The following is a 20,876-nucleotide window of genomic DNA, read 5'->3' as shown; positions in this document are numbered from 1 at the left end:
GTATTATAGTCCCATTAAACGATAAGCCTGGTCTCGGAGGTCCTTATCCGTCTCAAATAGGCCACGGGCTACAGTAGTTAAGGTTGCAGTGCCTGGTTTTCTGACACCACGCATGCTCATACACATATGTTCCGCCTCAATAACAACAAAGGCTCCCTTAGCCCCTAGATAGTCCATCAAGGCATCAGCCACTTCAATATTCAACCGTTCTTGAATCTGTGGTTTCTTAGAGTAGACTTCAACCGTACGAGCTAGCTTGGACAAACCTGCCACACGACCATCTGGAATGTAGGCAATGTGAGCTTTCCCATAAAAGGGCAGAAAGTGGTGTTCACACATGGTGTGGAAAAAAATATCCTTTTCTACCACCATGTTATCATCAATAATCTCAAAGGATTTTGACAAGTGTTCCTCAGCAGTTTGGCCAAGACCTGAAAAAATCTCTTGGTACATACGGGCTACACGAGCAGGTGTTTCCTGCAACCCCTCGCGGTTAGCGTCCTCACCAACAGCCTCAATAATCATTTTTACAGCCGTTTCAATCTTTTGTGTATCCATTCTCGTTCTTCCTCTCCATCAGATAGGCTCTCACTTGGCTCAAGAAATACAAGGAACCTGTGACAATCCTAACTGTTTGTTTCTCTTCTTTTTTATCTGTCAATTTCTGCTCTAGAAAATCCTGCCAACTTTGGTAATTGAGATTTCTAGACTTGGCTGTCTCTTTCAGCACGCTTTCATCAGTCGCCCGACTATCGTCAAAATGTGTCAAGGTAAGCTCTGTATCTGGCATTTCCCCTAGCAAATCCAGCATATCGTCCAAGGCCTTGGTTTTGATGCAGGTAAAGAGGATTTCCTTATGATAATCCACAAAGCGTTCTTGTAAGGTTGCTAGTAAAGCCTTGATAGCATGGGGATTGTGGGCACCATCCAAAAGCAACAATGGGTCTCTAGACACGACCTCCAAACGCCCTGGCCATCTGGTTTCTTTCAAAGCTTGAGCAACCAAGGCATTACTTGCTAATTCTCGCCCAGTCTCCTGGCAATAAGTGTCTAGGAGGGCAAGTGCCATCCCCGCATTTTCTATCTGGTGCAAACCAAGCAGACCTGTTTGAAAGCGACCTTGTCTGACAGAACTGGTATAATCAAAGATTTCGCCCGCTACCACGCTTTCTTGATGACGAACCTGGTAATCACTCCCATAGGCAAGTCTCGGCGCATCTTTCCCTTCCGCAATGCGGTCAATAACAGTCAAGGCTTCAGGAACAATATGACCTGTCACTAATGGAATACCTTGTTTGATAATACCAGCCTTCTGCTCTGCTATGGCTTCCAAGGTATCACCAAGTAGGGCTACATGATCCAGTCCAATGGTCGTAATCCCTGTCAAAATTGGCTGACAAACATTGGTACTATCCAGAAGGCCACCCATGCCGACTTCCATGATAGCCATATCTACTTGCTCTGAGGCAAAGTAATCATAAGCTAGAGCTGTAATTATCTCAAACTCGGTTGTTCCCTGCAAATTGGCAGCCGATTCTCCCTCAAGCAAAGACTGATAGTCTGCCATGAGAGCTTCTAGTCTAGCCTCGGGGATAGATTCCCCATTGATGCTAATCTGATCTGTATAATGAATGAGATAGGGCGAGCTGAACACCCCTACTCTCAGACCTAGCTTTTCCAGCATCTTTTTCAAAAAAGCAATGGTCGAACCTTTACCATTTGTTCCGCCGATATGGATAACCTTGAGTTTGAGATGGGGATTGCCTCGCAGAGCTAGGAGTTCTACCATGCGTTCCAAGCCAAAATGTGGTTGGTCCGTCCGGTAGTGGGCAATCCACTGATTGTTTTGAATTTCGTTCATCTTATTTATATTGTTTTAAATCTAGATTTTCCGCATCTTCTGCCAATCGAATAGCTGACGCAATTTCAACCGCCATCTTGTGACTGGCTACATCGTGCACGCGCACTACTTCGACACCCTGTCTCGCAGCGATACTAGTTACATGAGCCGAAGCCGTGTCCCGATTACGGAAACCAAGTTCTGTCTCAGGATTAACTTCAAAACCATTTTCTTCCAGGATATTGATAACAAATCGCTTACGCGAAACTCCAAGAAAAATCGGATAGCCTTGCTGGTGTAGTTTATCCAAATCCCGTAGAAGGAGCAGATTTTCCTTCTTGGTCAAACCAAAGCCAATCCCTGGATCCAGCAGAATATTTTCTCTTGCTATCCCGGCTTGATTCGCTCTCACTAGTGCTCGTTCAAAGAAAGCCTCCATCAAGTCTTCGATTGGCATTTTTTCAAAGTCAGCTAATTCTTCCTCTGTAAAAGCTTGTCCAAAGCCAAAATTAGGGAAGATGAGCGAGCTAGAATGCTGAGGACGAGCCATAACTGGATTAAACATGATAACCACTTTCGCTCCAGCCTTAGCAACCACATCCGCCATTTTCTCATCTCCCATGAGACCAGTGATATCATTGACCAGATTAGCACCAGCAGCCAAAGCAGCCTCTGCCACCCGACTTTTCCATGTATCGACGGAAATGAGGACATCACTTTCCTTACGGATAGCTTCGATGACTGGGACAACACGCTGGATTTCTTCTTCTATCTCAACGTAACTACTTCCAGGACGAGTCGATTCCCCACCGATATCTAGCATGCTCGCTCCTTCAGCTATCAATTTACGAGCTTGCTGGAGCGCCTGGTCAACAGCAAAAAATTGACCACCATCTGAAAAAGAATCTGGGGTTACATTGATAATGCCGCAAATGGCTGTTTTTACGTGGTTGACTTTATTGGACATAACGGTCACTTCCTTAAGGTTCTTTACCATATTATCTCTCTATTTTACCATAAAAAGAAAAAGATGGACACGCTAGTATTCATCTTTTCCAAGTAGGTCAATGGCTTAGAATGATAGGCCTAGATTTCTACTAATCAATACCAATAAGGCCAACAAACAAAATGCAATACCATTGAGAATCATATGAAGCAAAATGGACATCTCCAAACGCTCAGTCTTATAGGCTGTCCAAGTCAAAACTGTTGACATCCCTCCATAAATAATCACAGAAGGTAAATTGGTTGGCATATGTAGCAAGGCAAAGACGATTGCACCAACAACAAAGCCAAGTTTTTCTTTTCCACGGAAGATCTTTTTTGGAATAATTCCACGACACAAAATTTCTTCACAAATCGGCGCAATCAAGACTAGTAGGAAGAAAGTTGAAATCAAGGAACTATTCTGAACCAAACCATTCAGTATTGATTGGTTATTGGTTGTTGCCTCATTTGTTAGTCGAAGCAGGAGTGAACCCAAGAGATTTGTCGCCAAAATCACCAGATAACTCAGTACCAAGCGAGCCAAGTCTTTTGCCTTAAAAAAGGATAGATTAAAAGTAGCAAGTTGTGTTTTTCGTGCACCAATAATGAATACAATCAAAACGACTATGGATAGAGCACCTACTAAGAGCCCTGACTGTAAAATCGGAAACTGTTTGTTTGCTAAAAACAAAGCAAGTCCTATGGGAAATTGAGATAGAACAAAAGCTACCAAAAGGATGATCACCCATTTCCCTCTGTTTAAAACCTCTTGCCAAATCGTCTTATCTTTCATGATGTACCTCCTTATAATTAAAAAGGGGAGACTCCCCTTTTTCTATTATATCATTTATAGCGCCATACTGATATAGTTAAGGATAAACAAGGCATCCAAAATCCAAATCATCGCGTGCACGTCCTTTGCTTGACCTTTGACAACTTTTGTTAACGTATAAGTCAAGAAACCAACTGCAATCCCTTGTGTGATAGAGTAGCTGAATCCCATGAAGATAGACGTAAAGAAGGCAGGGACAGCTTCAGCCATATCATCCCAATGGATGTTTTTCAAGCTACCGAGCATCATAATCCCAACGATAATCAAAATTGGAGCCGTCGCAGCTGATGGAACAATTGCCAAAAGTGGACTAAAGAAACTTGAAATTGCAAAACAAACCGCAACTACCAAGGCAGTCAAACCAGTACGTCCACCCGCACCGATACCCGCTGCAGACTCAACATAGGTTGTCACGTTTGAAGTACCTGCGATGGCACCAATCGAAGTACCAATCAAGTCAGAGTAAAGAGCCTTATCCAACTTATCTGATTGGTGATTTTCACCATTTGTCGCTACGATACCGACTTTTTCACCTGTACCAATCAAGGTACCAATTGTATCAAAAATATCTGTCAACGAGAAGGCAAGAATAGCCATAAGTGTTTCCGGTAGACGAGCAGTGTCTGAGATTAAAGCACCCAATCCTTGTGAGCCAAGTGCTGCACCAAAGATTGTCTTCAAATCTTCAAAGGCTGCACCTACATGGTTATTAGAAAAATCAATGCTTGATACATCAACCAAACCAACAGCGATTGCAAGAACTGTCGTTGTTAAGATAGAAAGAATGATTCCTCCCTTGATGCCCTTAATAACAAAGAAAATCGTAATAGCCAAACCTGCAATAGCCACTAAAACAGCCGGATTATTAAAGCTAACCAGACCTGGAACTGCTGAAGAGTTTGCTGTAATGGCTGCTTGGGCCTTATCAGCACCCTCACCAGCAACTGTGTAACTTCCTGGATCAATAGAGAATTTCAAAAGACCAGCATTCTTAATCCCTACATAGGCAAGGAAAACACCAATACCAGCTGAAATGGCAGAACGGAGCGTTGTAGGAATAGATTCTATGATCATTTTACGAACATTTGTCAAGGTAATAATCAGTGAAATAATTCCACAAATGAAGACCATACCAAGAGCTTCTTTCCAAGTATAGCCCATCCCAAATACAACTGTAAAGGTAAAGAAGGCGTTGAGTCCCATACCTGGTGCTTGTGCATACGGCAAATTAGCATAAAAAGCCATCATCAAGGTACCGACTACAGAACCGATAATCGTTGCCAAGAATACACCTTGAGCAGGCATGCCAGTCTGTGAAAGCATTTGTGGGTTTACAAAGAGAATATAGCTCATTGCAAAGAAAGTTGTTAAACCAGCAAGCACCTCTGTACGGACATCTGTCCCGTGCTCTTTTAGTTTAAATAGTTTGTCCATTATAAATCTCCTTTTGTTTTTTTACGAACAATATGAGTATTATAACATTTATTATTCACCTTTTCAATATGTTTGTTTGATTTATTTAACAAAATGAAATGTTTATTTTTTGTTTTGAGTCTGTTTTTCTTCTTTCTTTTTGATATAATAGTAGACATCTTATCTGGAATCTACTAGGAAGGTTTATATGACTAAAAAAATTATCGCAGTCGATTTGGACGGAACCCTGCTCAATGGTGAAAGTAAGCTCTCCGATTTTACCAAAAAGACAATCAAAAAAATTACTGAAAAGGGACACCATGTTGTCATCACGACAGGTCGTCCTTATCGTATGGCAAAAGAATTTTATCAGGAACTAGAGCTGCACACACCTATGATCAACTTCAACGGTTCCCTTACTCATCTACCAGGACAGACTTGGGAGCATGAAAAGTGCCTGACCTTAGATAAAAAATACCTCTTGGATATGGTCAAACGCAAAGAGGATATCCAAGCTGACTTCATTGCAGGAGAATACCGCAAGAAATTTTATATCACGGCTCCTAATGAAGAAATTGCCAATCCCAAACTATTTGGTGTAGAAAATTTCCAACCAGAAAATCAATTCAAATCCGAATTGGTAACCAAGGACCCTAACTGTATCCTTTTGCAAACAAGAGTCGATGATAAATACGCGCTAGCAGATGAGATGAATCGTTTTTACCAACACCAACTATCCATCAATACCTGGGGAGGCCCCCTCAACATTCTCGAGTGTACTCCTAAGGGGGTCAACAAGGCTTTTGCTTTAGAGTACTTACTCAATGTTATGAACCGAGACAGACAAGATTTGATTGCCTTTGGAGATGAACATAATGACACGGAAATGCTGGCTTTTGCAGGCAAGGGTTATGCTATGAAAAATGCCAATCCCGATTTGCTACCGTATGCTGATGAGCAACTCTCTCTGACAAATGATGAAGATGGTGTTGCCCATACCCTACAAGATTTATTCCTATAACACTCAAAAAGTTAGCTTGTGCTAACTTTTTAATTTTCACAAATTTTCAATTCATCGGCCTATTTTCATTTTTTTATATTAAATTACTCCCTTATCTTTTTATACATTCCTACAAAAATGTTTATATATTAACATTTTGTAAGCGAGTTTTCATCGAAAACCAATACATATTTATAAGAAATGGTTGCTTTTTGTTTGAAAACGGTTTATACTTAAAGTTAGGCTTAAAGTTTTCTTAAACATACAGTCAAACATTTTAAAGGAGGAATGACAATAATGAGTATCGGAATCATTATTGCGAGCCACGGCGAATTTGCTGCGGGTATTCATCAGTCCGGATCTATGATCTTTGGTGAACAAGAGAAGGTTCAAGTTGTAACCTTTATGCCAAACGAAGGTCCAGACGATTTATACGCTAAGATCAATAACGCTGTTGCTGCATTTGACGCAGAAGATGAGGTTCTAGTATTGGCTGACCTTTGGAGTGGATCTCCATTCAACCAAGCTAGCCGCGTGATGGGAGAAAATCCTGAGCGTAAGTTTGCCATCATCACAGGGCTTAACTTGCCGATGTTGATCCAAGCCTACACTGAGCGCCTTATGGATGCTACTGCAGGTGTGGATAAAGTCGCTGCGAATATCATTAAAGAAGCCAAAGATGGCATCAAGGCTCTTCCAGAAGAGCTTAACCCAGTTGAGGAAGGGGCTAGTGCTGCGGCTGCTCCAGTTGCCCAAGCTGCTATTCCAGAAGGAACTGTTATCGGAGACGGTAAATTGAAAATCAATCTTGCCCGTCTTGACACACGTCTTCTTCACGGACAAGTCGCAACTGCTTGGACACCAGATTCAAAAGCAGACCGTATCATCGTTGCTTCAGATAACGTTGCAAACGACGAATTGCGTAAAGAATTGATCAAGCAAGCAGCTCCTAACGGAGTAAAAGCCAACGTTGTACCAATCAAAAAATTGATTGAGGTTGCAAAAGATCCTCGTTTTGGTAACACACATGCTCTTATCTTGTTTGAAACACCTCAAGATGCCCTTCGTGCCATCGAAGGTGGCGTGCCAATCAAGACCCTTAACGTTGGTTCTATGGCCCACTCAACAGGTAAAACAATGATCAATAACGTCTTGTCTATGGACAGAGATGATGTTGCAACATTTGAAAAAATGCGTGACCTCGGTGTTGAATTTGATGTACGTAAAGTACCAAACGACACGAAAAAAGATTTGTTTGACTTGATTAAGAAAGCAAACGTTCAATAATTTAGAATCTTCTCTCGAACTCTTAGAAGAAAGATTTTACACTTTATATAATTAAATAGAAAAGGAATAAAACCATGTCAGATATTTCAATCATTTCTGCTATCTTGGTTGTAGTTGTTGCCTTCCTTGCAGGTCTTGAAGGTATCCTCGACCAATTCCAATTCCATCAACCAATCGTCGCATGTACCCTTATCGGACTTGTAACAGGTAACCTTGAAGCAGGTGTTATGCTTGGTGGATCTCTTCAAATGATCGCCCTTGGTTGGGCTAATATTGGAGCTGCCGTAGCTCCTGACGCTGCTCTTGCATCTGTTGCCGCAGCGATCATCTTGATCAAAGGTGGTAACTTTACTACTGAAGGTATCGCCGTCGCAACAGCCACAGCTATCCCTCTTGCTGTAGCCGGACTTTTCTTGACAATGATTGTTCGTACAATCTCAGTTGCCTTGGTTCACTCAGCTGACGCAGCTGCAAAAGAAGGAAACATTGCGGCTGTTGAACGCGCTCACTACTTTGCCCTTGTTCTTCAAGGTCTTCGTATCGCTATCCCTGCAGCCTTCCTTATCGCTATCCCTGCTTCTGCTGTTCAAGACGCTCTTGGCCTCATGCCAGAATGGTTGAATGGTGGTATGGCTGTCGGTGGTGCTATGGTCGTTGCCGTTGGTTACGCTATGGTTATCAACATGATGGCAACTCGTGAAGTATGGCCATTCTTCGCTATCGGTTTTGCTCTTGCAGCAATCTCTCAATTGACTTTGATTGCCCTTGGTGTCATCGGTGTTGCCCTTGCCTTCATCTACCTTAACCTTTCAAAACAAGGTGGAAACGGTGGCGGCGGAGCTGCGACTTCTAACGACCCAATCGGTGATATCCTAGAAGACTACTAGAAAGGGGAACAATCATGGCTGAAAAAATTCAATTATCAAAATCAGATCGTCAAAAAGTTTGGTGGCGTTCACAATTCCTTCAAGGTTCTTGGAACTACGAGCGTATGCAAAACTTGGGTTGGGCTTACTCACTAATCCCAGCTATCAAAAAATTGTACACTAAAAAAGAAGACCAAGCGGCTGCTCTTGAGCGTCACCTTGAGTTCTTCAACACTCACCCATACGTAGCTGCTCCAATCATGGGGGTTACTCTTGCACTTGAAGAAGAGCGTGCTAACGGTGTTGAAATCGACGACGCGGCTATCCAAGGGGTTAAAATCGGTATGATGGGACCTCTTGCTGGTATCGGTGACCCAGTATTCTGGTTTACAGTTCGTCCTATCCTTGGAGCTCTTGGTGCATCACTTGCTGCATCTGGTAACATTGTTGGTCCTCTTCTCTTCTTCTTTGGATGGAATGCTATCCGTATGGCCTTCCTATGGTATACACAAGAGTTCGGTTACAAAGCTGGATCTGAAATCACTAAAGACATGTCTGGTGGTATCTTGAAAGATATCACTAAAGGAGCATCTATCCTTGGTATGTTCATCCTTGCTGTTCTTGTACAACGTTGGGTATCTATCAACTTTACTGTGAACCTTCCAGGTAAACAATTGGCTGAAGGTGCCTACATCAACTTCCCAGAAGGGCCTGTAACAGGTGGAGAATTGAAGGGAATTCTTGGTCAGGCTCTTAGTGGTTTGAGCTTGGATAGCGTTCAACCACAAACACTTCAAGGTCAGTTGAACTCATTGATTCCAGGATTGATGGGACTTCTCCTTACTTTCCTCTGCATGTGGTTGCTTAAGAAAAAAGTATCACCAATCGCAATCATCCTTGCTCTCTTTGCAGTAGGTATTGCAGCTCGTTTCCTTGGTATCATGTAATTCAAGCCATCGAGAATATAGATAAAAAAGAATCAGGATCAAATCCTGATTCTTTTTGTGTATCAACTTTTTCTTCTAGTCAGATAATGCAGGCTCCCAATCACCACTGCTAGGATGGCTACATAGAAGAGTACTTGAGTGGTTTCTAGAGGCACAAAAGCTCCTCGCAGGATAAAGGTATTGGTAAGCAATCCAACAAGGGCTGCAAGGCTCAAAAACGTGAGCAAGACTAGTTTATATCGATTAAAGGGAATGCTGACCTTGGCAACTAGACACAGACCATTGATCAAAGCAAGGATGAAGCAAATAAATTTAACCTGACCTGGGACAGTGATAAAGAAGTTAGTCAGGAGAACACTAGCAACCAGAATGCCACCACCAATCGCAGCATTAGTCAGGATATCTCTCATAAAATGTGTGCTGACCTTTTCATTATTGGACTCAAAGGTTAGGAAGAAGGATGGAATCCCAATCGTAATGGCTGAAATGATTGTAAACTGAATGGGGATAAAGGCAAATTCCAAACCAAATATCACACTCAAAATCGCAAACACGATAGAGAAGAAGGTCTTTGTTAGAAAGAGAGAGGCGACCTTTTGGATGTTATTGATGACACGGCGTCCTTCCATCAAGATATCATAAAATACTGCAAAATCATCAGTGAGAAAGACGATGTTGGAGACGCTTTTGGCTGCACTAGTAGCACCATTCATAGCAAAGCTGATATCTGCTTTCTTGAGAGCTAGAACATCATTAACTCCATCACCGCTCATGGCAACTGTCTTACCAGCATTTTGCAAAACGGTCACCATCTTTTCTTTCTGTTCAGGTGTCACCCGACCAAAGATATCGTGTTCCAAGACCACTCTTTCAAAGTCCTCATCACTCACCTTGGTCATATCAATCGCCCGTGCTTCTTCCTTAAAACCTGCTTTACGAGCCACCCCATATACAGCCACATGATTATCTCCACTGATAATCTTCACTTCAACATCCTGAGATTCGAAATAGTCAAAGGTTTCCTTGGTATTATCCTTGATCTCATCTGACAGAACGACATGCCCTAATAGTTCCTTATCGTCTGGGCTTGTAATCTGGTCCTTGCTATGAGCAAGCGATAAGATTCGAAAACCTTGCTGTTTTAGATGTTCATAGTAAGGATCCATCGCTTGGGTAAAGCCGAGAAACTCATAAGCCCCGAAGAAATAGGTTCCACCGTCTTTTACTTGAACAAAGGAATACTTGTTTTTACTTGAAAAGGCACCAACTTCTTGAACGTCCCACTTTTTCTCACAGGTTAAGTAAGTCTTCAGAGCCCGCGACGTCGCATTTTCATCCTCAAAATAAGCTAGATAAGAAGACAGTTTCTCTGCTAAATTAGCATCCATTTCTTGGACCTTCATATTACCAGTCGTGATGGTACCTGTCTTATCAAAACAAAGAACATCTACACGCGCCAAGGTCTCCACACAGTATAGTTCCTGCACCAGAACCTTCTTTTTAGCCAGCTTCATGGCCGCTACTGCTAGGGAGACGCTAACCAGGAGAATCAAGCCCTCTGGAATCATGCCGACCAAGGCACCAGAACTTCCCAAGACAATCTCAACATAAGTCCGTCCCAGACTAAAACCTCTGACATAGAGCAGAATGGCAACTGGCACCAGCAAAATGGAGACGATTTTTAAAATCTTATCCATGTAATCGCGCAGTTGAGAAGGGTATTTTTTGAATTCCTTGCTGGATTTTGCGAGTCTGTTGATATAACTATTGGGACCGACCTCCGTCGCAGTGACCAGGCAGGATCCGCTAACGACATTGCTTCCGCTCATCAGCTGGTCACCAACTGTTTTAAAGACTGAATCACTCTCGCCAGTCAGCAAGGACTCATCAACTTCAACATTCCCTTCAAGTACTTCTGCGTCTACAGGCACCTGATCCCCCAGATTGAGATGCAGATACTCGCCCAGTACGATATTCTCTGGATCAATCTCAATCATTTGACCATCTCGATTGACCTTGTACTTACTTTTACCAAGCAAACTTAGTTTTTCTAAGGCATTTTTTGAACGCACTTCTTGGAAAATCCCAATGGCTGTATTGATAGCAATCACACCTAAAAAGAGCATATTTTCAAATCGCAAGGTTGTGGCTACCAGAACTGCCAGAGCCAAGTTCATAGCATTAAAAAAGGTAAAAATATTTGAAACGACAATTTCCTTGGTTGTTTTATAGGGTTTAATGTCGCTGATGTTTCGTTGACGATCCTTGATGTCTTGGCTACTTAAATACTTCATTTCTACTCCGATATCCTTTTGTACTACTATAGTAACACATATCTTTTTCTCTGTCACTTAAAGACTCAAACTAAGAAGGACTTACTTGACAAGCATCATCTGTCACCACTTTAAAAAAAGAGGCTAGGATTCCCCTAACCTCTTTTCTTTATACTTTATTCTGCCAAGGCACCCATTGGATCCCATGGTGCTAACACAATTGGTTCTGCTTCATATGCGGCTTGTTCTTCTGCTGTCAGCAATTCTTTGCGAACAACGATTTGGTAGGTGTATTCATCCATCCAAGCATCTGAGGCAACAAAGTAACCATCTGAGCCGACCTTGTCTCCCCATGAGTTTTCAACCTTCCACTTGGTTGACTTGCCATTTTCATCCAAATTCACACCTGTCAAGACCATGGCGTGGGTCATCAGGCTTTCGCTGTAGTCCAAACGTCCAGCCTTGTCTTGAGTGAGTTGAATATCCATGCTTGATTCAAAGTCATAAACATCTGTCGCAAGGATTCCAGCCTTACGGTTGCTGAGCTGGCCGACATCTGAACCAAACCAAACAGTTTCTCCTGTTTGCATTTGAGCAATCGCCAATTCTTTCAAGCGCTCCATCGGTACGTTGATATAACGAACTGCACGGCTACCAATGACATTTCCCAACATCTCAACTGTATAAGATTTGCCATAAGGCTTGTCAGCAGTGGGAGCATTGATAACAGAAACATAATCTTCTAAAGGAAGATTGACATATTTCTTGTAAAACTCTTGTGGTGTGATACCCTTTTCGCTTTGGTAGTTATCATCCTTATCACGATAAGCAAAGTCAAACTGACGTGGCGGAAGCCCTAAAGACATAGCAAGGAAGTTAAAAATTTCTTGCAAGAGGTCTTCTTTCTTAGCTTGAACAGTCGCTTGGTCAGCACCAGATGCTAGTAAATCACGCAAGATTTGAGCATCTTGGCGAAGCAATTTGTTGAGAATGGCATTGAGCTCACGGCTACTGCTAGATGAGATGGACTCAGGGTAAACAGACTTGGGAACGACACCGTATTTCTCAAAGAGGGCAACGACCATATCCCACTGACCGCCGTCTTGTTGTGGAGTTTGGAGTAGGAAGCTAACCTTGCGACTAGTTAAGTCTTGGTCTGCAGTCGCAATCACTTGCTCCAAGAACCAGTTAGATTTTTCATACTTGTCCCAGAAGAAGGTGTGGGCTTGTGACAGTTCAAAGTTTTCGAGCTTGTATTGAGAGATGAGTTTGTGGCGGAAGGTATTGAGAGCTGCAAACATCCAGCAACGACCAGAGGCTTTCTGGTTAGTAACCTTGTCCTTGGTCAAATCAAGCGAGAAAACAGGTGTATTGTCTACATGGCTTTGACGACGTTCTAGGGCTGCAAAAATACCGTTGTGGCTTGCAGCATTTTCGATAGCTTGGTATTTGACATTTGCTTCATAGTTAGCAAATAATTTATCCGTAAATGATTCTTGAATCGCGTTCATAGATTCCTCCTTTTATTCTACTGTCTATTATAACTCTTTTCACAAATGAAGCAACTGAAAAATGAAAAAGGCAGGGACTTTCTCCTCACCTTTTCTAACATAATCCAAACTAAGCAATACTAGCAAGGAGCTCCTCTAACTCCTCCTTGGTCAGGCGACGCCATTCTCCCCGTTTCAAATTCTCATCCAAAACTAGAGTCCCCATCGTCAAACGTTGCAAGTCCACGACTTCCTTACCACAATAGGCCACCATGCGTTTGACTTGATGAAATTTTCCTTCTCTAATGGTCACACGAACCTGGCTTTCACCCTTATCTGAATCCATTGACAAAATCTCCAGTTTGGCCGGCTGGCAGGTAAAGTCCTTAAGTGGAATACCCTTGCCGAATGTTTCCACATCTTCTTGGGTCATGATTCCCTTGACTTGAGCCAAGTAAGTTTTATCCACATGACGCTTGGGCGATAGAAGGGCATGAGCCAGCTGACCATCATTGGTCAAGAGTAAGAGTCCATGGGTATCGATATCCAAACGTCCTACAGGAAAGACTTCTTTGGCACGTCCATAGTCGTCCAACAAGTCCAAAACCGTTCTATGCTTGGGATCTTCAGTCGCCGAAATGACTCCTTGGGGCTTGTTCATCATGTAGTAGACAAACTCTTCATACTCCAGCACTTGACCGTCAAAACGAATCTCATCTCTTTCTTCATTGATTTGCAGTTTTGCTGATTTTTCTTTCTTGCCGTTAACCGTTACGCGTCTAGCTTTAAGCAAGTTTTTGACCTCAGTTCGACTCCCTACTGCGCAGGCAACTAAAAATTTATCTAATCTCATAGAACTATTATATCATACTCAAAAGGAGGCTGGCTCAATAGCCAACCTCCTTTCCTTTTCAGAGCCGGGAAGCTAACTTCCTCTTTCCCAGAAAATAGCTAACACAATCATGGCACCGAGAACTGCTGGGATAATGGCTGTACCATTTAGGCTTGGCCCCCAAGAACCAAAGAGTAATTGTCCTAAAAAGGCACCAATCCAACCGAGAAACATCTTCCCAAAGCATCCCATACGTTCTCCACGATTGGTGATAGCCCCTGCTAGTAGTCCAATTAAAAGACCGACAAACATGCTTCCAATCATAGCTTCTCCTTAATTTGCCCAGTCTCCATTACGAAAGAGCGGTACGCGCGTTCCATCCTCACGGATACCGTCTATATCCATTTGATTCGAACCAATCATAAAGTCCACGTGAACATCTGAACGGTTCAGTCCTGCAGCTTCAAGTTCTTCTTCGCTCATCTCTGCTCCACCAACAACGCTGGTCGCATAGGCTGCTCCGATAGCCAAGTGGTTTGAAGCATTTTCATCGAAAAGGGTATTAAAGAAGGTAATCCCTGACTGAGAAATTGGGCTTGGATCTGGTACCAAGGCACATTCGCCCAAGGCACGCGCACCAGCATTTTCAAAGACAAGAACTTTCATGACTTGATCGCCTTTTTCAGCTGTAACATCAACAATCTGACCATCCTTGAAGGTTACTTTAATCCCTTCAATGATATTTCCGTTATAGCTAAGTGGTTTTGTAGAAGTGACATAACCATCCGCGCGACGGAAGTCAGGCGCTGTGAAAACTTCCTCTGTCGGCATATTTGGCAAGAAACCTTCGCCTTGAGCATTGACAGCACCAGCTGATTCCCAAACGTGGTTCTTTGGCAAACCAAGTGTCAAATCTGTCCCTGGCGCTGTGTAGTGAAGGGCTGAGAATTGCTCTTTGTTCAGCATTTGAGCCTTGCTCTTCAAGATAGCTGCATGTTCTTCCCAAGCCTTAACGGGATCTTCTTCGTAGACACGGCAAGTTTTGAAGATTTGATCCCAAAGGAAATCGACTGCTTCTTCATCGCTCGCAGCATTTGGAAAGACTTTCTTAGCCCACTCAAGTCCAGCAGCGGCTGCTACAGTCCAGCTAACCTTGTTGGATTGCGTTGCGATACGCATTGGCTTCATGGCAAGTCCCATAGCTTTAGCAGAAGCTGAAAGCTTGTCAGCGTCCACACCGTTCAAGGCACCTGGATCAGAAGAACGAACCCCAAGACGGCTAGCCTTGTTCTCCAAGAGATAGTTCATCTCAGCAATCTTGTATTCTGGCACATTGTCCAGGCGCTCTATCGGAGCGTGGAGGAATTTCTCACGGTTGATGACATCATCTGTCCACTGAACGATGACCTCATGCGCACCCAAGGCATAGGCTTCTTTAACGATCAAATGCGCCAATTCACGTTGCTCCACATCGATAGAGAGAGCCAAGGTGTGACCAGGTTGCACGTTGATTCCATTCGCAACCAACAATTTCGCATATTTTTCTAGATTTTCTTTAAAATTTGGTAAAACCATTCTATTCTTCCTTTTCTATTTTTCTTTTAAAGCAGAAAACAATCCTGCTAAAGCAATGGCACCCGACAGAAGCACTGTCGATAGGATAATTGTTTCATCTGCCAGCTCTAGCTGATAGTCAAAAACCTTTTCAGCTGGTTTGTCTTCCGCAAAGATTCTAAGTTTCATAAAGATGTTCTCCGTTCTAATTCTTAAAACAAATCATCAAACAAACTCAACTGGTTGTCCTCTGGCATATTGCCGAGAATCCCCATTTCATCCATCTTCTCAACCAAGGTTGATGAGAGCCCACCGCGTTTGCGTAGTTCTGTCTTAGAGAGGAACTCACCCTCTTCACGCGCTCGCACCAACTGCTTAGCAACGTTCTCTCCCAGACCATCCATTGCTACAAATGGCGGAATGAGGGTATCCCCATCGATGAGGAACTCTGTCGCCTGACTACGGTAGAGATCGAGTTTGCCAAACTTGAAACCACGTTCCCACATTTCATTGACAATTTCAAGAGTGGTATAGAGGTCAATCTCCACATTAGAGGCTTCATTGTTCTTCCGTTTTTCAGCGATTTCTGCCATTCTGCGTTTGATGGCATCCAAACCCGCTCCCATAGTCTTGATATCAAAAGCCTTGGCACGGATTGAGAAATAAGCACAGTAGTAATAAATGGGATGGTGAACCTTGAAGTAAGCTACACGCAAGGCCATCATAACGTAGGCTGCCGCGTGGGCTTTAGGGAACATGTACTTGATTTTCCCACAGGATTCGATATACCACTCTGGCACCTTATTGGCCTTCATAGCCTCGATATAGCCATTTCGCTCCTCTTCGGAAATCTTTAGCCACATGCCTTTACGCACCCGTTCCATGATGGTAAAGGCCATCTTAGGTTCGAGACCTGCATGCATGAGGTAAACCATGATATCGTCCCGACAACCGATAACAGTTGATAGGTCCGCAATTCCTTGCTTGATCAGATCCTGGGCATTTCCCAACCACACATCGGTACCGTGGGACAGACCAGACAGCTGAAGCAACTCCGCAAAGGTCGTAGGATGCGTCTCATCTACCATCCCACGTACAAAGTTGGTGCCAAACTCTGGAATTCCCAGCATCCCTGTCGGAGTTCCAATTTGCTCAGGCGTCACCCCTAAAACTTCCGTTCCAGAAAAGAGAGCCATAACGCTTTCATCATCCATGGGAATTTCATTAGGGTCAATACCAGACAAGTCCTGCAATTTCCGAATCATGGTCGGATCATCATGCCCCAGTACATCAAGTTTGAGGACATTCTCATCGATATCGTGGAAGTTAAAGTGAGTCGTCTGCCATTCAGCCGTCACGTCATCTGCTGGATACTGAACAGGCGTAAAATCGTAGACATCCATGTAGTTAGGAATAACAACAATTCCCCCCGGGTGTTGTCCTGTAGTCCGCTTGACACCAGCTGCACCTTGAGCGAGGCGTTCCACCTCTGCATCACGATAGAACTTGCCATAATCTCTCTCGTAGCCCTTTACAAAGCCATAGGCAGTCTTGGCAGCCACCGTACCAACCGTTCCTGCACGGAAAGCATACTCCTCACCAAAAATATCACGCACATCCAAGTGGGCGCTAGGCTGGTCTTCTCCTGAGAAGTTCAAGTCAATATCGGGAACCTTATCTCCATCAAAACCAAGGAAGGTTTCAAACGGAATATCCTGCCCATTTTTGCTGAGTTTGTGGCCACAGTTTGGACAATCCTTATCGGGCATATCAAATCCTGAACCATAAGAACCATCCGTGATAAACTCGCTGTACTGACACTGACCACAGACATAGTGAGGAGAGAGAGGATTAACCTCCGTAATCCCAATCATAGTCGCAACAAAACTGGAGCCAACAGACCCACGAGAACCAACCAAGTAGCCCCTTTCATTAGAACGTTGTACCAGCATCTGGGAAGCCAGATAAATCACGGCAAATCCATTACCCAGAATAGAGGTTAATTCTTTTTCAATCCGCAAATCAACGATATCTGGCAACGGATTTCCATAAATCTCAAAGGCTTTCTTGTAAGTCAGCTCAGCAACTGTTTCTTCCGCCTTGTCAATGAAAGGCGTGTACAAGTCACTCTTAACCACCTCAACAGGCTCAAAGATTTCTGCCAAGGCATTGGTGTTTTCAATAACCAGTTTACGAGCTAGTTCCTCTCCCAAGAAGGCAAATTCATCCAACATCTCATTGGTTGTTCGAAAATGAGCCTTTGGCAAAGGAGCTGGTTGGGCATGTTCACCGTGACCAATGGTTCGGTTAATCATAGCCCCCTGTCCCAAACTACGAACGATAATTTCACGGTAAATTTCTTCTTCTGGTTCGATATAATGAACATTACCCGTAGCCAAAACGGGCTTGCCAAGACGGTCTCCCACTTCTATCAAACTCTTGATAATGGTCTGGAGTTCCTCTATATCCTTGACCTGCTCTTTAGCAATCAATGGCGCATAGATAGCTGGGGGCATGACCTCGATAAAGTCATAATACTTGGCCACCTCAACCGCCGCATCCACACCTTGGGAAACGACTGCATCAAAAACTTCACCTTCTGAACAGGCTGAACCTAAAATCAAACCTTCCCGATGAGCATCTAGAACTGTTCTCGGAATCCGCGGCACTCCTTCAAAGTACTTAGTATTGGACAAAGAAACCAGCTTAAAGATATTTTTTAGACCAACTTGATTCTTGACATAGATGGTCGCATGCTTAATCCGAGCTTTTTTATAAGAGTCTGGACTGATCAAATCAATATTCAGTCTAGCCAGATCAGTCACACCATGTTTTTCTGCTACATCCTTGATAAAGATAAAGAGCAAACGACCAGTAGCATCCGCATCGTAGTTGGCCATGTGGTGGTGGTCCAGTGCCACACCAAAACGCTTGGTCAAAGGTCCCAAACCATGACGTTTATACTCAGGATAGAGGTTTCTAGCAAACTCCAGCGTATCAATAACTGGCTGGCTAATCTTAGGCAAACCATGACGCTCATAGTTAGCATTCATAAAGCCAACGTCAAAGGTAGCATTGTGGGCAACTAGAACCGTATCCTTGCAAAATTCTTGGAATTCTTGCAAAACTTGTTCCAGTGGTTTGGCATTTTTGACATGATCATCTGTAATTCCAGTCAACTCGGTAGTAAAGGCTGACAAGGGATATCCAGGATTAATAAATTCATCAAATTCAGCAATAACATTTCCCTTGTACATCTTAGAAGCCGCAACTTGAATCAAGTCATTATAGATAGCTGAAAGTCCCGTCGTTTCCACGTCAAAAACCACGTAGGTCGCTTCTGACAATTCCATCTCCACTTCGTTGTAAACGATAGGAACACGGTCTTCAACGATATTGGCTTCCATCCCATAGATCAGCTGAATTCCTGCTTTCTTAGCTGCCTTGTAGCCATGTGGAAAGGACTGAACATTCCCATGGTCCGTGATGGCAACCGCCTTGTGTCCCCACTTTGCAGCTGTCGCAATAATTTCCTCTACTTCTGGCAGAGCATCCATGGTCGACATATTAGTATGAGCATGAAACTCAATCCGGCGCTCACCTTCTGGCATCAAATCCTTCCGCTCATAGTGAACAACTTCCTGCACATCCTGCACGTTCATAGTCAAATCGCGTGTGAAGTTATTCATCTCCACATTTCCACGAACACGAAGCCAGGAATTTTTCTTAATGATGTCAAACTTCTGAGCCTCTTCTTCATTCTTAACCCATTTTTGCATTGAAAAACTTGAACTATAGTCCGTCATCTTAAAGTTAATCAAGACACGCCCTGTCCTGGTCACTTTATGCTCCACATCAAAAACGACCCCTTCAAATACCAAACGATTTTCCTCAGTCGTCACATCAATCATCTGGGTAACTTCAGCCTTATCCAATTTTGGTTTTGCCGCAGCCTTTTTAGCCTGGAAATCAAAGACCGGTTTCTCTTCTACTGGAGGAGGGGCCATCTGTTCCAGTTGTTCCATAGCACGCAAAGCCTCCTCATTAGCAGCCTGAACAATTTGTTCATTCTCCGTATGGAAGGCTTCCTCCTGCTCCTGTGTAAGAGCATCATTCTTTTCGATTTGGCAGACAAAAGCTGGGAAACCAAACTTTTCAAGTTGCTTTGTTAAATTAGGAAGATGATTTTTCTTAAAGTGTTCCTTATCAATCACCTCTGAACCTTCAATAAAGAGCTGATTTCCCTCTGCACGAACTTGCAAATTCTGATAAAGAGACTTAAACCCTTGGCTAGCACATGGACCTTCAGAAAAAGCCTCCTTATAGTAGGCCTGCAAGAGCTCATTTGAAAAATCTTGAGAGAGAGCTTTGATTTCGAAAACAGCTCGATTCCCTGTCTTAGAAAATTCTTCACTAAGCCCTTTCTTTAATTCTAAAAAGATTTCAATCGGTAAAATATTAGAAAATACAAAATGAAATTCCCAAATCTTACTAATTTTATGAACCACAACACCCTCAATACTTGCATTAACAAGAGCAGGATCCTGTCTCAATTGATCAGAGACTCCTATTTGATTCATTAAAATTTCAAACTTACTTGACATTCAATTTCCTCACATTATTCTCATACTATTTTACCATAATTAAAGAAAATATATAGCTACTACCATTCCTTAAGTAATGCTAGTTTTCACAAAAAAATTCCCATAAAAGAAAAAAGAAGATTCTCAGAATCCCCTTGATAAACAAAAAAAGATACCCTAAAGTACCCTCGTGATTGATCGGGAAGACAGGATTCGAACCTGCGACACCTTGGTCCCAAACCAAGTACTCTACCAAGCTGAGCTACTTCCCGCGTTAAATAAAAAAATGCACCCTAGAGGAGTCGAACCTCTAACCGCCTGATTCGTAGTCAGGTACTCTATCCAGTTGAGCTAAGGGTGCTCATCATTATATGCCGAGGACCGGAATCGAACCGGTACGATCGTTACCAATCGCAGGATTTTAAGTCCTGTGCGTCTGCCAGTTCCGCCACCCCGGCCTCTCTAAGCGAACGACGGGATTCGAACCCGCGACCCCCACCTTGGCAAGGTGGTGTTCTACCACTGAACTACGTTCGCATCGACCTCTTATTCTATATAAAAAAATGCCGGCTACATGACTTGAACACGCGACCCTCTGATTACAAATCAGATGCTCTACCAACTGAGCTAAGCCGGCTGCTTTCTATTATGCGGGTTAAGGGACTTGAACCCCCACGCCGTTAAGCGCCAGATCCTAAATCTGGTGCGTCTGCCAATTCCGCCAAACCCGCAAATATGACCCGTACTGGGCTCGAACCAGTGACCCATTGATTAAAAGTCAATTGCTCTACCAACTGAGCTAACGAGTCTAAAATAACTTCCGTTATCTTAAACGGTCCCGACGGGAATCGAACCCGCGATCTTCGCCGTGACAGGGCGACGTGATAACCGCTACACTACGGGACCTATATGGGAGTTAACGGGATCGAACCGCTGACCCTCTGCTTGTAAGGCAGATGCTCTCCCAGCTGA

At 43.3% G+C, this 20,876-nt stretch carries 16 protein-coding genes and 8 tRNA genes; 4 read left to right on the top strand and 20 right to left on the bottom strand.

Translation table 11 applies throughout. The features are described from left to right. Nucleotides 1–3: 3 nt before the first annotated feature. From folE to ACXYSL_RS07190, 5 genes are all read right to left on the bottom strand, one after another. Nucleotides 4–558, bottom strand: a complete 555-nt coding sequence (gene folE, locus ACXYSL_RS07210; RefSeq protein WP_000380929.1) for a GTP cyclohydrolase I FolE — start codon at nucleotides 556–558, stop codon at nucleotides 4–6. Then, complete coding sequence (locus tag ACXYSL_RS07205) at nucleotides 539–1,861, bottom strand: bifunctional folylpolyglutamate synthase/dihydrofolate synthase (protein WP_458624361.1); 1,323 nt, start codon at nucleotides 1,859–1,861, stop codon at nucleotides 539–541. Before ACXYSL_RS07205 ends, folE begins: the two co-directional genes overlap by 20 nt. A gap of 1 nt (nucleotide 1,862) precedes the next feature. Then, nucleotides 1,863–2,837, bottom strand: coding sequence for a dihydropteroate synthase (gene folP / locus ACXYSL_RS07200; protein WP_458624360.1), 975 nt, complete (start codon nucleotides 2,835–2,837; stop codon nucleotides 1,863–1,865). A gap of 75 nt (nucleotides 2,838–2,912) precedes the next feature. Then, nucleotides 2,913–3,620, bottom strand: a complete 708-nt coding sequence (locus tag ACXYSL_RS07195) for a lysostaphin resistance A-like protein (RefSeq protein WP_458624359.1) — start codon at nucleotides 3,618–3,620, stop codon at nucleotides 2,913–2,915. A 54-nt stretch (nucleotides 3,621–3,674) separates the two neighbouring features. Further along, the gene (locus ACXYSL_RS07190) at nucleotides 3,675–5,093 is read right to left on the bottom strand and encodes an NCS2 family permease (protein ID WP_458624358.1); all 1,419 of its coding nucleotides are present in this window, start codon (nucleotides 5,091–5,093) and stop codon (nucleotides 3,675–3,677) included. Nucleotides 5,094–5,280: 187 nt separating this feature from the next. On the opposite strand from ACXYSL_RS07190, the gene ACXYSL_RS07185 reads away from it, so the two are divergent. The 4 genes from ACXYSL_RS07185 to ACXYSL_RS07170 all read left to right on the top strand — a co-directional run bounded on the left by ACXYSL_RS07185 (nucleotide 5,281) and on the right by ACXYSL_RS07170 (nucleotide 9,172). After that, a complete protein-coding gene (locus ACXYSL_RS07185; RefSeq protein WP_458624357.1) occupies nucleotides 5,281–6,093 on the top strand; it encodes a Cof-type HAD-IIB family hydrolase in 813 nt (270 codons plus the stop codon). Between the two features lie 276 nt (nucleotides 6,094–6,369). Beyond that, nucleotides 6,370–7,359: a PTS sugar transporter subunit IIB gene (locus tag ACXYSL_RS07180; RefSeq protein ID WP_458624356.1), complete on the top strand. Its 990-nt coding sequence runs from the start codon at nucleotides 6,370–6,372 to the stop codon at nucleotides 7,357–7,359. A 74-nt stretch (nucleotides 7,360–7,433) separates the two neighbouring features. After that, nucleotides 7,434–8,246 (top strand): PTS mannose/fructose/sorbose transporter subunit IIC, encoded by an 813-nt coding sequence (locus ACXYSL_RS07175; protein ID WP_001280325.1) that lies wholly within the window; start codon nucleotides 7,434–7,436, stop codon nucleotides 8,244–8,246. Between the two features lie 14 nt (nucleotides 8,247–8,260). Continuing rightward, nucleotides 8,261–9,172: a PTS system mannose/fructose/sorbose family transporter subunit IID gene (locus ACXYSL_RS07170; RefSeq protein ID WP_000818320.1), complete on the top strand. Its 912-nt coding sequence runs from the start codon at nucleotides 8,261–8,263 to the stop codon at nucleotides 9,170–9,172. 62 nt (nucleotides 9,173–9,234) lie between these two features. Here ACXYSL_RS07170 and ACXYSL_RS07165 read toward each other — a convergent pair whose 3' ends face one another. From ACXYSL_RS07165 to ACXYSL_RS07095, 15 genes are all read right to left on the bottom strand, one after another. Next, complete coding sequence (locus ACXYSL_RS07165; RefSeq protein ID WP_458624355.1) at nucleotides 9,235–11,466, bottom strand: HAD-IC family P-type ATPase; 2,232 nt, start codon at nucleotides 11,464–11,466, stop codon at nucleotides 9,235–9,237. A gap of 155 nt (nucleotides 11,467–11,621) precedes the next feature. Continuing rightward, the gene (pepC, locus tag ACXYSL_RS07160; protein WP_458624354.1) at nucleotides 11,622–12,956 is read right to left on the bottom strand and encodes an aminopeptidase C; all 1,335 of its coding nucleotides are present in this window, start codon (nucleotides 12,954–12,956) and stop codon (nucleotides 11,622–11,624) included. 109 nt (nucleotides 12,957–13,065) lie between these two features. After that, nucleotides 13,066–13,788 (bottom strand): pseudouridine synthase, encoded by a 723-nt coding sequence (locus ACXYSL_RS07155; RefSeq protein ID WP_084938923.1) that lies wholly within the window; start codon nucleotides 13,786–13,788, stop codon nucleotides 13,066–13,068. Nucleotides 13,789–13,860: 72 nt separating this feature from the next. Beyond that, entirely contained in the window at nucleotides 13,861–14,091 is a 231-nt protein-coding gene (locus ACXYSL_RS07150; protein WP_000580441.1) for a GlsB/YeaQ/YmgE family stress response membrane protein, read from the bottom strand. Nucleotides 14,092–14,100: 9 nt separating this feature from the next. Continuing rightward, nucleotides 14,101–15,342 carry an aminopeptidase gene (locus ACXYSL_RS07145; RefSeq protein WP_458624353.1) on the bottom strand — a complete coding sequence of 414 codons (1,242 nt, stop codon included), beginning with the start codon at nucleotides 15,340–15,342 and terminating at the stop codon, nucleotides 14,101–14,103. 15 nt (nucleotides 15,343–15,357) lie between these two features. After that, entirely contained in the window at nucleotides 15,358–15,510 is a 153-nt protein-coding gene (locus tag ACXYSL_RS07140) for a hypothetical protein (protein WP_000776620.1), read from the bottom strand. A 23-nt stretch (nucleotides 15,511–15,533) separates the two neighbouring features. Beyond that, nucleotides 15,534–19,925, bottom strand: a complete 4,392-nt coding sequence (locus tag ACXYSL_RS07135) for a PolC-type DNA polymerase III (protein ID WP_458624352.1) — start codon at nucleotides 19,923–19,925, stop codon at nucleotides 15,534–15,536. Between the two features lie 177 nt (nucleotides 19,926–20,102). Further along, nucleotides 20,103–20,176: transfer RNA gene (locus ACXYSL_RS07130), tRNA-Pro, on the bottom strand. 15 nt (nucleotides 20,177–20,191) lie between these two features. Next, a tRNA-Arg gene (locus ACXYSL_RS07125) sits at nucleotides 20,192–20,265 on the bottom strand. A gap of 11 nt (nucleotides 20,266–20,276) precedes the next feature. After that, a tRNA-Leu gene (locus ACXYSL_RS07120) sits at nucleotides 20,277–20,362 on the bottom strand. 7 nt (nucleotides 20,363–20,369) lie between these two features. Continuing rightward, nucleotides 20,370–20,441, bottom strand: a tRNA-Gly gene (locus ACXYSL_RS07115). A gap of 27 nt (nucleotides 20,442–20,468) precedes the next feature. After that, nucleotides 20,469–20,541: transfer RNA gene (locus ACXYSL_RS07110), tRNA-Thr, on the bottom strand. Between the two features lie 12 nt (nucleotides 20,542–20,553). Then, nucleotides 20,554–20,635 (bottom strand) — tRNA-Leu (locus ACXYSL_RS07105). Nucleotides 20,636–20,640: 5 nt separating this feature from the next. Further along, a tRNA-Lys gene (locus tag ACXYSL_RS07100) sits at nucleotides 20,641–20,713 on the bottom strand. Nucleotides 20,714–20,737: 24 nt separating this feature from the next. After that, nucleotides 20,738–20,810, bottom strand: a tRNA-Asp gene (locus tag ACXYSL_RS07095). Nucleotides 20,811–20,876: the final 66 nt, after the last annotated feature.

Source organism: Streptococcus sp. V913 (genome assembly GCF_054353455.1).
This window is presented reverse-complemented; position numbering and strand designations above follow the sequence as displayed.